This window comes from Burkholderia anthina, assembly GCF_902498995.1.
Lineage (GTDB): Bacteria > Pseudomonadota > Gammaproteobacteria > Burkholderiales > Burkholderiaceae > Burkholderia > Burkholderia anthina.
Genome location: NZ_CABVLY010000019.1, coordinates 15,222 through 28,911, shown reverse-complemented (window position 1 = coordinate 28,911; position 13,690 = coordinate 15,222). Strand labels below are relative to the sequence as shown.

14 protein-coding genes are annotated in these 13,690 nt (G+C 65.5%); 5 read left to right on the top strand and 9 right to left on the bottom strand.

Going from position 1 to position 13,690, the window contains the following annotated elements:
* Positions 1-192: 192 nt before the first annotated feature.
* Together BME24068_RS22745 and BME24068_RS22740 are read right to left on the bottom strand one after the other, a co-directional pair.
* Complete coding sequence (locus tag BME24068_RS22745; RefSeq protein WP_174927450.1) at positions 193-1,443, bottom strand: DUF1479 domain-containing protein; 1,251 nt, start codon at positions 1,441-1,443, stop codon at positions 193-195.
* 108 nt (positions 1,444-1,551) lie between these two features.
* Entirely contained in the window at positions 1,552-1,941 is a 390-nt protein-coding gene (locus BME24068_RS22740) for a VOC family protein (RefSeq protein WP_174927449.1), read from the bottom strand.
* A 71-nt stretch (positions 1,942-2,012) separates the two neighbouring features.
* Between BME24068_RS22740 and BME24068_RS22735 the strand changes: the two genes are divergently transcribed.
* Positions 2,013-2,993: a helix-turn-helix domain-containing protein gene (locus BME24068_RS22735; RefSeq protein WP_174927448.1), complete on the top strand. Its 981-nt coding sequence runs from the start codon at positions 2,013-2,015 to the stop codon at positions 2,991-2,993.
* An 89-nt stretch (positions 2,994-3,082) separates the two neighbouring features.
* On the opposite strand, the gene gltA is transcribed toward BME24068_RS22735, so the two are convergent.
* The 7 genes from gltA to BME24068_RS22700 form a co-directional block, all read right to left on the bottom strand.
* Entirely contained in the window at positions 3,083-4,384 is a 1,302-nt protein-coding gene (gene gltA, locus BME24068_RS22730) for a citrate synthase (RefSeq protein ID WP_096503987.1), read from the bottom strand.
* Positions 4,385-4,450: 66 nt separating this feature from the next.
* Complete coding sequence (locus tag BME24068_RS22725; protein ID WP_011548107.1) at positions 4,451-4,723, bottom strand: FAD assembly factor SdhE; 273 nt, start codon at positions 4,721-4,723, stop codon at positions 4,451-4,453.
* A gap of 6 nt (positions 4,724-4,729) precedes the next feature.
* Entirely contained in the window at positions 4,730-5,431 is a 702-nt protein-coding gene (locus BME24068_RS22720) for a succinate dehydrogenase iron-sulfur subunit (protein WP_038570896.1), read from the bottom strand.
* Between the two features lie 21 nt (positions 5,432-5,452).
* Positions 5,453-7,228, bottom strand: a complete 1,776-nt coding sequence (sdhA, locus tag BME24068_RS22715) for a succinate dehydrogenase flavoprotein subunit (RefSeq protein ID WP_096503989.1) — start codon at positions 7,226-7,228, stop codon at positions 5,453-5,455.
* A gap of 3 nt (positions 7,229-7,231) precedes the next feature.
* Entirely contained in the window at positions 7,232-7,600 is a 369-nt protein-coding gene (sdhD, locus tag BME24068_RS22710; RefSeq protein WP_096503991.1) for a succinate dehydrogenase, hydrophobic membrane anchor protein, read from the bottom strand.
* A gap of 4 nt (positions 7,601-7,604) precedes the next feature.
* Positions 7,605-8,021 carry a succinate dehydrogenase, cytochrome b556 subunit gene (gene sdhC / locus BME24068_RS22705; RefSeq protein WP_096503993.1) on the bottom strand — a complete coding sequence of 139 codons (417 nt, stop codon included), beginning with the start codon at positions 8,019-8,021 and terminating at the stop codon, positions 7,605-7,607.
* 170 nt (positions 8,022-8,191) lie between these two features.
* Complete coding sequence (locus BME24068_RS22700; protein ID WP_172441897.1) at positions 8,192-9,007, bottom strand: GntR family transcriptional regulator; 816 nt, start codon at positions 9,005-9,007, stop codon at positions 8,192-8,194.
* Between the two features lie 298 nt (positions 9,008-9,305).
* Between BME24068_RS22700 and BME24068_RS22695 the strand changes: the two genes are divergently transcribed.
* From BME24068_RS22695 to BME24068_RS22680, 4 genes are all read left to right on the top strand, one after another.
* Positions 9,306-10,292, top strand: a complete 987-nt coding sequence (locus BME24068_RS22695; RefSeq protein WP_014899969.1) for a malate dehydrogenase — start codon at positions 9,306-9,308, stop codon at positions 10,290-10,292.
* 187 nt (positions 10,293-10,479) lie between these two features.
* The gene (locus BME24068_RS22690; protein ID WP_174927447.1) at positions 10,480-11,487 is read left to right on the top strand and encodes an HpcH/HpaI aldolase/citrate lyase family protein; all 1,008 of its coding nucleotides are present in this window, start codon (positions 10,480-10,482) and stop codon (positions 11,485-11,487) included.
* A gap of 215 nt (positions 11,488-11,702) precedes the next feature.
* Entirely contained in the window at positions 11,703-12,206 is a 504-nt protein-coding gene (locus BME24068_RS22685) for a hypothetical protein (protein ID WP_096503999.1), read from the top strand.
* Between the two features lie 19 nt (positions 12,207-12,225).
* The gene (locus tag BME24068_RS22680; protein WP_096504001.1) at positions 12,226-13,677 is read left to right on the top strand and encodes a bifunctional 2-methylcitrate dehydratase/aconitate hydratase; all 1,452 of its coding nucleotides are present in this window, start codon (positions 12,226-12,228) and stop codon (positions 13,675-13,677) included.
* Positions 13,678-13,690: the final 13 nt, after the last annotated feature.

The window sequence follows — 13,690 nt, the reverse complement described above, 5'->3', positions numbered from 1 at the left end:
CGTGCGGCGCACGGGGCAGCTGCGTTGTGTCCGGACCATTATCGGAAGCCAAATTGCGCAATTCGCGTCGATTTCACGAGTGTCCGCAGCCGATCGCGTCGAATTGCATGCGCGATGCAGCGGATTCGGCAGACGGCCTCCGACCGCGGCGCAAACGGTCGCCGGCGCTGCCTGTGCGGTGCGACGCGGCCGTTACGCGAGCGGCTCGAACCCCATCTGCGCGCGGCCGGGTGCGGTGAGATCGCCCGCCCCCGCCCGCCCGTCGAAGTCGACCTCGAAATGGTCTGCCGGGAAATCGGGCGGGCTGTCGCCGCGCAGAAACGCGACCCGCTGGCGCTGCAGGTACGCATCGTTCTTCGCGCAACCGGGCGCGGCCGCGATGTACATCACGTTGCTGTCGCCGTTGCCGCGATGCGCATCCTCCACCGCATGCACGACGTCGCCGTGCCAGAACACCGCATCGCCCGGCTCCATGTGCGGGATCTGCACCAGCGCGTCGAGCAGCAGCGCATGCCATTCCGGCAGGATCGACAACGCGCGGCCCGGACGTGCGCCGCACAGATCATCGTCGGCGACGTCGTCCTGCAGCGCGCGCAGCACGACATACGCCATCGCGTTCGCGACCGGAATCAGCTGCAGCGTGCCGTCGCCCGGCCCTTGCGGCGTCAGCGCGGTCCAGCCCTGGAACGTGCGAAACATCGAGCATACGGCCGGCGACGGAATCTCCTCGACGTCCGGGCGGAACGCCGCGTCGAACGGGTCGTAATCGCGCCACCGGCCGGCCAGCACGTGGCGATAGACCTGCCGGAAATTCGCGCCGAGCCAGCGTTCGACGGAGCCGCCGTCGACGTGCGGCGACAGCCCGAGCGACGTCGAGCCGGGCGGCCGGCGGCGGATCCGGTCCGCGTAGGCCGGCACCTGATCGGGATCGAAATGCGTGCGCGCGCCGTCCGCATGGTGCCACAGGCGGTTCAGGAACACGCGTGCCTGCGTGAGTGCCGGCGACTGGCGCGCGGCCACCTGCGGCTTCGACCAGTAGACGCCGAAGATCTGCGGCTTGCCCGACGCGAGGTTGCCGAAATAGCGATCCTCCGCGCGCGCATGCAGACGGTCGGCGAAGCGGTTCGACTCCAGATAGGCGCCGATCTCGTCGTTCCAGTCGCGCGCCTGCCGCGCGTCGAACACCCCGCGGATCACCGCCGCGCCGCGCGTGCGGATCGCGGCAATCGCGCCCGGATCGACGGTGCCGTTCGCGATATCCGCGAATCGCAGCACCGGAATCACGTCGTGGCCGTGCGCGTGCGCGCGGCGGATCGCGTCGACCTGTCGCGCGATGTCGCCCGCCAGTTCGCGGAACGTGGCCGCGTAGCCGGGCAGATCGGCGCGCAGCGCCCGTTTCGCCGCGCCAATCGCGACGGGCAGATCGTCAATCGTCAGGTGCATCGTTGTCTCCTCGCTGAATCGTGTCGTGACGAGTGCTCAGCGTACGGCCGCCGTGCACCCGGCAACGACACTATCCGGCCAACAATCGATACAATCCTGACAACCGATTCATTCGGCCCGGTGACACACCACGCACAGCTTGTTGCCGTCCGGGTCGCGGAAATACGCGCCGTAATAGTCGGGGTGATAGTGCGGCCGCAGCCCCGGCGGCCCTTCGCAGGTGCCGCCCTGCCGCAGTGCGAGCGCATGGCAGCGATCGACCTGCGCGCGCGTCTGCGCGGCGAATGCGATCGTATGGCCGTTGCCTGGTTCCGGCACGCGGCCGTCGAGCGGGCGGCCGAAGAAGAACAGCGGACGGTCGGTATCGGCCGGCATCCAGCCCGACCAGCCGTCCGGCTCGCTGAACTTCAGACGCAACCCGAGTTCCGCGAGCAGCGGCGCGTAGAAATCGTACGCGCGCGCGGTATCGCCGACACCCACGCAAACATGTGAAAACATGGCATCGCTCCGTCGTGACGAATGCTCACGATCATGCCACGGCGCGTTGCCTGCCCCTGCCGGAGGCCGTGATGAAACCGCAGTACGAACACGTGACGTTCGCCCCCGGCTGTTCGATCCGCGTGTACCACCGCCAGCTCGCGCGCATTCCGTTCGAATGGCACCGCCATCCCGAATACGAACTGACGCTGACGCTCAATAGCCGCGGCCGGCGCTTCGTCGGCGATCACGTCGCCCGCTACACGGACGACGACCTGGTGCTCGTGCCGCCCAACCTGCCGCATACGTGGTCGTCGAACGCGCGCATCGATCGCGACGCGCCCGAAGTCGCGCTCGTCGTCTGGTTCGATGGCGACTGGGCGCGACGCGTGGCCGACTGCTGCCCCGAATACGCGCCGCTGCGCTCGCTGCTGCGGCGCGCGGCGCCCGGGCTGAGCTTTGCAGCCGACACGGCTCGCGCGATGCGCGCACGGCTGCCGCAGTTGCTCGATGCGTCGCCGCGCATCCGCCTCGCGGCCGCGCTCGACACGCTCGCCGATCTCGCGGAAGCCGGCGGCGAGCCGCTCGCCACCGCGCAGGCGTATGGCCGGCCCGCTGCAACCGCCACGGCCGCCGACGTCGCCGCGCCGGAGGCCGAACGCCTCGACCGCGTGCTCGACGCGATCGACCGGCATTTTCACGAACCGCTGCGCGTCGACGCACTCGCCGCGGCGGCCCACATGTCCGAACGCACGCTGCAGCGGCTCTTCGTGCGGCACCTCGGCGAAAGCGTCGGCCGCTACGTGCAGCGGCTGCGGCTCGCGCATGCGTGCCGTCACCTGGTCGGCACCGACTGGCCGATCGCGACGGTGGCCGCGCGCTGCGGCATTCCGAACGCGGCGAACTTCAACCGCCAGTTCCTCGCCGCGCGCGGAATGACGCCGGGCGCATACCGGCAGTTCTTCGCGCGGCACGGCCACGCGCCCGATGCCGACGCGCCGGCGCCGCTCGATACGCGGCCGCCGTCGCTGGAGCGCCGCACCGGACCGGGCCGGCCTCGACCGCACAAATGAAAACACCCCGGCGGGATGACCCACCGGGGTGTCGAGGCGTTGCGCCTGCCGGACGCGAGCGGCCTCGCGGCCGTCGCGCCACGCACGACTTAACGTGCGCTGATCGGCTTCGCTTCGCGCGGCGTGTCGCCGATGAACAGCTGACGCGGACGGCCGATCTTTTGCTCCGGATCGGCAATCATTTCGTTCCACTGTGCGATCCAGCCGACCGTACGTGCCATCGCGAAGATACACGTGAACATCGACGTCGGGATGCCCAGCGCGCGCTGAACGATACCCGAGTAGAAGTCGACGTTCGGGTACAGCTTGCGCGACACGAAGTACTCGTCTTCCAGCGCGATCTTCTCGAGCTGCATCGCGAGCTTGAACAGCGGGTCGTCGTGCAGGCCCAGTTCGTTCAGCACTTCGTAGCACGTTTCGCGCATCAGCTTCGCACGCGGGTCGTAGTTCTTGTACACGCGGTGACCGAAGCCCATCAGCTTCACGCCCGAATTCTTGTCCTTCACCTGCTTGATGAATTCGGGAATGTTGTCCGGCGAACCGATCTGCTCGAGCATGTTCAGCGCGGCTTCGTTCGCACCACCGTGCGCCGGGCCCCACAGACAGGCGATACCGGCCGCGATACATGCGAACGGGTTCGCGCCCGACGAGCCGGCCAGACGGACGGTCGACGTCGATGCGTTCTGCTCGTGATCGGCGTGCAGGATCAGGATACGGTCGAGTGCGCGGACGAGCACGTCGTTGACCTTGTACTCTTCGCACGGGTTCGAGAACATCATGTGCATGAAGTTCGCGCTGTACGACAGTTCGTTCTTCGGATACACGAACGGCTGGCCGATGCTGAACTTGTACGCCATCGCGACGAGCGTCGGCAGCTTCGCGATCATGCGGATCGCCGACACTTCGCGGTGACGCGGGTCGTTGATGTCGAGCGAGTCGTGATAGAACGCCGACAGTGCGCCGACGGCCGCCACCAGCACCGCCATCGGGTGCGCATCGCGACGGAAACCACGGAAGAAGAAGTGCATCTGCTCGTGCACCATCGTATGCTTCGTGACGGTGTCGACGAATTCCTTCTTCTGCGCTGCGTTCGGCAGTTCACCTTTCAGCAGCAGATAGCAGGACTCGAGGAAGTCCGCGTTCTGCGCGAGGTTGTCGATCGGGTAGCCGCGGTACAGCAGTTCGCCCTTGTCGCCGTCGATGTACGTGATCGCCGAATTACAAGCTGCCGTCGACATGAAGCCCGGGTCATACGTGAACTTGCCGGTCTGGCCGTACAGCTTGCGGATGTCGATTACGTCCGGGCCCATCGTGCCCTTGTAGATCGGCATTTCGACGCTCGGAGAGTTGTCGCTGAACGATAGCGTGGCTTTAACATCAGACGGAGTCATGGCACATCCTCAATCGAAATAAAGAAACGGGATTCGATAACGGGCACAGCGCGTTACACCTTGGCGTTACACGTTGCGCAGCATCTCCAACAGCCGGTGAATATCCGGGCTGTCTAGGTCGCCTTCTGGTTCCTTGCGCGCGAGGAGCAAGTCCATCAGGTCGTTGTCGCTCAGATCGAGCAGGCGCGACAACGCGCCTACGTCTGCATCGGTGAGGTCATGCTCGTATCTGCCGAAGAACCGTTCGAAAACGATGTCGTTCTCCAGCAGACCCCGCCGCGCGCGCCAGCGAAGGCGCGCGCGACGGTGCGGGTCGGATTGATGCGAATCGTCGCTCATACAACCTTAAACCGCGCGGCGAACCATCAGTTCCTTGATCTTGCCGATCGCTTTCGTCGGGTTCAGGCCCTTCGGGCAAACGTCGACGCAGTTCATGATCGTGTGGCAACGGAACAGACGGTACGGATCTTCCAGGTTGTCGAGACGCTCGCCGGTGGCGGTGTCGCGACTATCCGCGATGAAGCGGTAAGCCTGCAGCAGGCCGGCCGGGCCGACGAATTTGTCCGGGTTCCACCAGAAGCTCGGGCACGACGTCGAGCAGCTCGCGCACAGAATGCACTCGTACACGCCGTCGAGCTCGTCGCGCTCTTCCGGCGACTGGAGGCGTTCCTTCTCCGGCGGCGGCGCGTCGTTGATCAGGTACGGCTTGATCGAGTGATACTGGTTGAAGAAGTGCGTCATGTCGACGATCAGGTCGCGCACGACGGGCAGGCCCGGCAGCGGGCGCAGCACGATCTTCTGCGGCAGGTCGTTCAGGTTCGTCAGGCACGCGAGACCGTTCTTGCCGTTGATGTTCATCGCGTCCGAACCGCACACGCCTTCACGGCACGAGCGGCGGAACGACAGCGTCTCGTCCACTGCCTTCAGCTTGACCAGTGCGTCGAGCAGCATGCGTTCATGCTTGATCTCGAGCTCGTACGTCTGCATGCGCGGTGCCGCGTCCTTGTCCGGATCGTAGCGGTAGACTTCAAAAATGCGTTTTGCCATTTCGGATTCCTTTGACTCGGCTTAGAACGTGCGCGGCTTCGGCGGCACGGATTCGACCGTCAGCGGCTTCATTTGAACCGGCTTGTAGTCGAGGCGATCGCCTTCGCTGTACCACAGCGTGTGGCGCAGCCAGTTCTCGTCGTCACGGTGTTCGTAATCGCTGTGTGCGTGCGCGCCACGGCTTTCCTTGCGCGCTTCCGCCGACACCATCGTCGCGCGGGCGACTTCGATCAGGTTCTCCAGCTCGAGCGCTTCGACGCGCGCGGTGTTGAACACCTTCGACTTGTCCTTCAGGTGGATGTTTTCCACGCGGGCCTTCAGGCCGGCCATCTCGTCGACGCCTTCCTTCAGCAGCGCCGACGTGCGGAACACGCCTGCATGCTTCTGCATCGTCGAACGGATGTCGTTCGCGACGTCCTGCGTGTACTCGCCCGAGCTCGACTTCTCGAGCTTCGCCAGGCGCGCCAGCGAGAATTCGCCTGCATCGGCCGGCAGCGGCTTGTGTTCCTTCTGGTTCTTCACGTGCTCGACGATGTGGTTGCCGGCCGCACGGCCGAACACCACGAGGTCCAGCAGCGAGTTCGTGCCGAGGCGGTTCGCGCCGTGCACGGACACGCACGAGCATTCGCCCACTGCGTAGAAGCCGTTGACCGGTTCCTTGTGATCGCGCGACGTGCCGACGACCTGACCGTGGATGTTGGTCGGGATGCCGCCCATCTGGTAGTGGATCGTCGGGACGACCGGGATCGGTTCCTTGATCGCATCGACGTTCGCGAACTTCAGCGCGATTTCGCGGATCGACGGCAGACGCTTCATGATCGTCTCTGCGCCGATGTGCGACAGGTCGAGCAGCACGTGGTCCTTGTTCGGACCGACGCCGCGGCCTTCCTTGATTTCCTGGTCCATCGAACGCGACACGAAGTCACGCGGCGCCAGATCCTTCAGCGTCGGTGCGTAGCGTTCCATGAAGCGCTCGCCGTTCGCGTTGCGCAGAATGCCGCCTTCGCCGCGCACGCCTTCGGTGATCAGCACGCCCGCGCCGGCCACGCCGGTCGGGTGGAACTGCCAGAACTCCATGTCCTGCAGCGCGATGCCCGAACGGGCCGCCATGCCGAGGCCGTCGCCGGTGTTGATGAACGCATTGGTCGATGCCGCGAAGATCCGGCCTGCGCCGCCCGTCGCGAACAGCGTCGTCTTGCCTTCCATGATGTAGACGTCGCCCGTCTCCATCTCGAGGGCCGTCACGCCGAGCACGTCGCCGTCGGCGTCGCGGATCAGGTCGAGCGCCATCCATTCGACGAAGAACTGCGTCTTCGCTTCGACGTTCTGCTGGTACAGCGTGTGCAGCAGCGCGTGACCGGTACGGTCGGCGGCCGCGCAAGCGCGCTGGACGGGCTTCTCGCCGTAGTTCGCGGTGTGGCCGCCGAACGGACGCTGGTAGATCGTGCCGTCGGCGTTACGGTCGAACGGCATGCCGAAGTGTTCCAGTTCGTACACGACGTTCGGTGCTTCGCGGCACATGAACTCGATCGCGTCCTGGTCGCCGAGCCAGTCGGAACCCTTGATCGTGTCGTAGAAGTGGAAGTGCCAGTTGTCTTCGCTCATGTTGCCGAGCGATGCGCCGATGCCGCCCTGCGCCGCCACCGTGTGCGAACGCGTCGGGAACACCTTCGACAGCACGCCGACCGACAGGCCCGCGCGCGACAGTTGCAACGCTGCGCGCAAGCCCGAGCCGCCCGCGCCGACGATCACCACGTCGAACTTGCGGCGCGGCAGGGAAGTTTTGATTGCAGCCATTCTTTACACTCTCCAGAGAATCTGCGCGGCGTAGCCCGCACATGCGAGCAGCCAGACGATGGTCAGCGATTGCAGCAGCAGGCGCACACCGACGGGCTTCACGTAGTCCATCCAGATGTCGCGCACGCCGACCCATGCGTGGTAGAAGAGGGAAAGCAGCGTCACGAAGGTCGCGAGCTTCATCCACTGTGCGGAGAAGATCGATGCCCAGCCTTCGTACGAGAAGTCGTGCGCGCCGAAGAACAGGGCGAGCAGGATGATCGTGTAGACCGCCATGATCGTGGCGGTGACGCGTTGCGCGAGCCAGTCGCGCAGGCCGTAGTGAGCGCCGACGACGAGGCGCTTCGAGCCGATTCGGTTGTTGGCTGCCATTTTCTTAGAACGCTCCGAACAGTTTGAGTGCCATGGCGATCGTCAGGGCGATCGAGACGACAAAGACGACGACTGCCGTCCGCTTGCCGCCTTCCTTCGTGACGGCGTCGTGGTTGACGTCCATCAGCAGGTGGCGAATGCCGGCGCAGAAATGGTGGAGGAACGCCCACGACAGCGCGAGGACGATCAGCTTGACGACGATGTTGGAGAGGAAAGCCTTGAAGACTTCGAAGCTCAGCTCGGAGGTGAGGCTCTGGTCGAAGAGGAACAGCAGGAACGGCAGGAACAGGAACAGCAGCGCGCCGCTGATTCGATGGAGGATCGACAATATCGCCGCCAGCGGCATGCGGTATTTCATCGTGATATCGCCGAATCCGATGTTCCGGTATTCCGGCCTCGGCTTTCTTACTGCATCAGTCATGCTAGACCCCTACTATGTTGTCACACTAATCCGCAATTTTAGCGCCTTTTTATATCGCGCTGCAGCGAAAGTCTGCTCTGGATCGTTACGCGAACGAGAATAAAGGCGGCCCGAAACGTGCTACGCGAAGGTGGGAAACGCGCATGCACGCTGCTTGTGCCGATACGTCGTCAGCTCAAGTCATTCTGATAGTAATACCCGGTTGTGACATACCAGCCGCGTCGCACTTCCACTGGCCGGTCGCCATATGTATAGGACACGCGCTCGACCGAAAGCAACGGAAAACCCGCCGGCACGTGCAGCAGGTCGGCCACGGCCGGCTCCGCCGCCACGGCGCGGATCTTCTCCGTCGCGCGGATCATCCGCGTGCCGAACTCCGTCTCGAACATCGCGTAGAGCGGCCCCTTGTACTCGCTGAGCCGCTCGAACGTGAGCCCGCGGAACATCGCGCCCGGCAGCCAGATCTCGTCGAGCACCGTCACTTCGCTGTCAAATTCCAGCAGGCGCCGCACCTGCACGACCGGATCCGCCGGCTTCAGGTCGAGCTGCCGCGCGATCTCGGCCGGCGCGCGCAGGCGCCGGCATTCGAGCAGGCGGCTCACGTGCGGGTGCTCGGCACCGTCGTCGGCCAGCAAACGAAGGAAGCGGAACTGCGCGCGATCCTCGTTGTGCGTTGCAACAAAAGTACCCTTGCCCTGCCGGCGAACCACGAGGTTTTCGGCGGCCAGTTCGTCGATCGCCTTGCGAACGGTGCCCTGGCTGACCTTGTAACGGGCCGCGAGCTCCACTTCGCTCGGGATGATCTCGCCCGGCTTCCATTCACCGGTTTCGAGACTTTGCGTGATCAATGACTTGATCTGCTGGTATAACGGACTGAATGTCGGCGACGCCGAAACGGCAGGCGCCGGCACGGAATCACCCGCGCCCGGCTGCCCTGGGCCGCCTGCGCCGGTCGGATTCGCGTTGTTCGCCTGGTTCGATGTCATGGCGCGCATTTCATCACAAACCGCGCTTTTTCGTCCACTCAAATTCCGCAAAACATCTGTCTTATATAAGACATATGATACCGTTTGACTTTGGGCCCGACGGCTCCTACACTCCGGGGCGAGCAAGGGTTCGCGGGTGCAAATACGCGTCCCCGGCTACGTGCCACGGCCGTCTCCAGGTTCACCGCGTCTGCCTTTCGCGAGTCCTCAGCCCTGCTTCAATGCAACGCTACGCATAACGCGCATAGAATGGCGTTTTGCCTAGCGTCCACCGCTTCACCCGTCCTGGAGATTTTCAATGGCTAAGCCCGCAAAGCGCGTTGCCGTCACCGGCGCCGCAGGTCAAATCGCTTACTCCCTGCTGTTCCGCATCGCGAACGGCGACCTGCTCGGCAAGGACCAGCCGGTCATCCTGCAACTGCTCGACCTCCCGCAAGCCCAAGCCGCCGTCAAAGGCGTCGTGATGGAACTCGACGATTGCGCGTTCCCGCTGCTCGCGGGCGTCGTGATCACCGACGATCCGAAGGTTGCATTCAAGGATGCTGACGTCGCACTGCTGGTCGGCGCACGTCCGCGCTCGAAGGGCATGGAGCGCAAGGACCTGCTGTCGGCAAACGCCGAGATCTTCACGGTCCAGGGCGCCGCGCTGAACGAAGTCGCGAGCCGCGACGTCAAGGTGCTGGTCGTCGGCAACCCGGCGAACACCAACGCATACATCGCGATGAAGTCGGCGCCGGATCTGCCGAAGAAGAACTTCACGGCCATGCTGCGCCTCGACCACAACCGTGCGCTGTCGCAACTGGCAGCCAAGTCGGGCAAGCCGGTCGCATCGATCGAGAAGCTCGCCGTGTGGGGCAACCACTCGCCGACGATGTACCCGGACTTCCGCTTCGCGACCGTCGAAGGCGAATCGCTGCTGAAGCTGATCAACGACGACGTGTGGAACCGCGACACGTTCATCCCGACCGTCGGCAAGCGCGGCGCGGCGATCATCGAAGCGCGCGGCCTGTCGTCGGCAGCGTCGGCAGCCAACGCGGCGATCGACCACGTCCGTGACTGGGTGCTCGGCACGAACGGCAAGTGGGTCACGATGGGTATCCCGTCGGACGGCTCGTACGGCATCCCCGAAGACATCATCTACGGCGTGCCGGTCGTTTGCGAAAACGGCGAGTACAAGCGTATCGAAGGCCTGGAAATCGACGCGTTCTCGCGCGAGAAGATGGACGGCACGCTGGCCGAGCTGCTCGAAGAGCGCGACGGCGTCGCTCACCTGCTGAAGAACTAAGCAAGGATGCACTGCCGGGCCGCCTGCGGGCGGCCCGGTCACGGCACGGACGGCGGCACCTGCATGCATGCGCCGCCGCCCGATCCGATCCGGGCACGTTTTGCCGCCCCAAGCGCTCCACGCGCCGGCCCAGAACGCGCCCGAATCCGATTTTCTCCACGTTGCCCGCTTCCTGGACGTAGAAGAGATGTCCGCGCTCACTCCTGCACAAGTGCTGTACGACGGGGCGTCCCCGCCCGCGATCCTGCCCTGCTGCGATCACTACGCGGGCAGCGAGAAGCTGATGCGCAAGTCGCTCGCGCTCCAGGCCGAGCTCGGCCCCGTATTCGACATTACGCTCGACTGCGAGGACGGCGCGGCCGTCGGCCAGGAGGCCGCGCACGCGCAGCTCGTCGCCGAATGCCTCGGCAGCGCCGAAAACCGCTTCGGGCGGGTCGGCGTACGCATCCACGATTTTTCCCATTCCCACTGGCGCGACGACGTGCGCATCGTGCTGCGCGCCGCCCGCGCGCCGGCCTACATCACGCTGCCGAAGATCGCGAGCGCCGCCGACGCGGCCGAGATGGTCGCGTTCATCGAAGGCACGCGCCGCGAGCTCGGCCTCGCACAACCGATTCCGGTCGACGTGCTGGTCGAGACGCACGGCGCGCTCGCGCAGGCGGCCACCCTCGCCGCGCTGCCGCTGGTCGGCACGCTGAGCTTCGGGCTGATGGACTTCGTGTCCGCGCACCATGGCGCGATCCCCGACGCGGCGATGCGCTCGCCCGGCCAGTTCGACCACCCGCTCGTGCGCCGCGCGAAGCTGGAAATCGCCGCGGCCTGCCACGCGCACGGCAAGACGCCGTCGCACAACGTAACGACCGAAGTGCGCGACATGAGCGTCGTGGCCGGCGATGCCCGCCGCGCACGCGACGCGTTCGCGTTCACGCGGATGTGGAGCATCCATCCGGCGCAGATTCGCCCGATCGTCGACGCGTTCGCGCCGCGCACCGACGAAGTCGCGCTGGCCGCCGGGATCCTGCTGGCCGCGCAGGCGGCCGACTGGGGCCCGACGCGCCACGGCGATACCTTGCACGACCGCGCGAGCTACCGCTATTACTGGTCGGTGCTGCGCCGCGCGCGGGCGACCGGCCAGCCCGTGCCGGCCGAGGCCGCGCCGCTGTTCGGCCCGAGCGCGGCCGGCGCGGCCCGGTAAGCGTGCCGACACACGGATTTCATCGAATCGCCGGAGCGTGAACCCGATACAGGTTTGCGAAACGACAAAAAACGTAACGGAGCCCGAAAACCTGAAATATGCGCAGCCAAATAGGTGAAAATAGCGGCCGCTGCGCGCTTCCGGGGCGCGTGCAGTTTCAAACCGGCCGGCGGATGCCGGCCCTTGTCAACTGATTATCGAAAGGTTCTGACTCCATGAAGAAACTCCTGATCGCTACCGCCATCGGCGCATTGTCCGCCACGATGCTGGTGTCGGCTCCGAGCGCGTTCGCCCAGGGTACGACCGCGAAGAAGACGGCCAAGCGCCCGGCGCCGGCCAAGCGCATCATCCCGCGCAGCAAGAAGGCCCAGGCGCGCGCCGCGGCCAAGGTCGATCCGGTGCCGGACGGCGCGGTCAAGTGGTCGTGCAAGGACGGTCTGTCGTTCGATCTCGCCGGTGACATGAAGCGCGACCAGGTCGTCACGGTTCACTGGGCGAAGAAGAACTACAAGCTGCCGCGTCAGGCCACGACGACGGGCGCCGATACGTTCTACGATCCGGCCAACGGCTTCAAGCTGATCGTGATCCCGAGCAAGGCGATGCTGTTCACCGACGCGAACGGCGGCGAGCGTCTCGCCGACGAGTGCGTGACGCCGGAAATGGCGCAAGGCGCCGCAGCGCCGACGCAGTCGAACGAGCTGAAGCCGGCCACGAACTAAGCGCGTCTCCCAGACCTCGATGTCCGCCCCGGTCTCCAACGTCCGCCCTGCGCCGGATTCGGTACTCGTCGATATCGTCGACTACGTGCTGAACACCGGCATCGACAGCGCGCTCGCGCTGGAGACGGCGCGTCATTGCCTGATCGACACGCTCGGATGCGGACTCGAGGCGCTGTCCTACCCTGCCTGCACCAAGCTGCTCGGCCCCGTCGTGCCCGGCACGATCGTGCCGAACGGCGCGAAGGTGCCGGGCACGTCCTTCCAGCTCGATCCCGTCCAGGCCGCTTTCGACATCGGCGCGATGATCCGCTGGCTGGACTTCAACGACACCTGGCTCGCCGCCGAATGGGGCCACCCGTCCGACAATCTCGGCGGAATCCTGGCGACGGCCGACTGGCTGTCCCGCACGGCCGTCGCGGCCGGCAGGAAGCCGCTTGCCATGCGCGACGTGCTCGTCGCGATGATCCAGGCCCACGAAATCCAGGGCTGCCTCGCGCTCGAGAATTCATTCAATGCCGTCGGGCTCGACCACGTGCTGCTCGTGAAGGTCGCGTCGACGGCCGTCGTCGGGCGCCTGCTCGGGCTCACGCGCGACGAGCTGATCAACGCGGTGTCCAACGCGTTCGTCGACGGCCAGTCACTGCGCACCTACCGCCACGCGCCGAACACCGGTTCGCGCAAGTCGTGGGCGGCCGGCGACGCCACGTCCCGCGCGGTGCGCCTCGCGCTGATCGCGAAAACGGGTGAAATGGGCTACCCGTCGGCGCTCACCGCAAAAACCTGGGGCTTCTACGACGTGCTGTTCGACGGGAAGCCGTTCCGCTTCCAGCGTCCGTACGGCACCTACGTGATGGAGAACGTGCTGTTCAAGATCGCGTTCCCCGCCGAATTCCATGCGCAGACGGCCGCCGAGGCCGCGCTGCAGCTGCACGCGCAGCTCGCCGCCGCGGGCCGCACGACCGACGAGATCAGCCGGATCACGATCCGCACGCACGCGGCCGCGATCCGCATCATCGACAAGCAGGGCCCGCTCGCCAATCCGGCCGACCGCGACCACTGCATCCAGTACATGGTCGCCGTGCCGCTGCTGTTCGGCCGGCTGACCGCGGCCGACTACGAGGATTCGGTCGCCGCCGACCCGCGCATCGACGCGCTGCGCGCGAAAACGGTGTGCGTCGAGGACCCGCGGTTCACGAAGGATTACCATGACCCGGCCAAGCGATCGATCGCGAACGCGCTGACGATCGAATTCGCGGACGGATCGAAGCTTGCCGAAGTGGCGGTCGAATACCCGATCGGCCATCAGCGACGCCGTGCGGACGGCATCCCGCTCCTGGTCGAGAAATTCAGGACCAACCTCGCCCGCCGTTTCCCGGCAAAGCAGCAACAAGCGATTCTCGACGTGTCGCTGGACCAGGCAAAGCTCGAAGCGATGCCGGTCGATGAGTACGTCGACTTGTATGTGATATAGCCGTCAAATACGA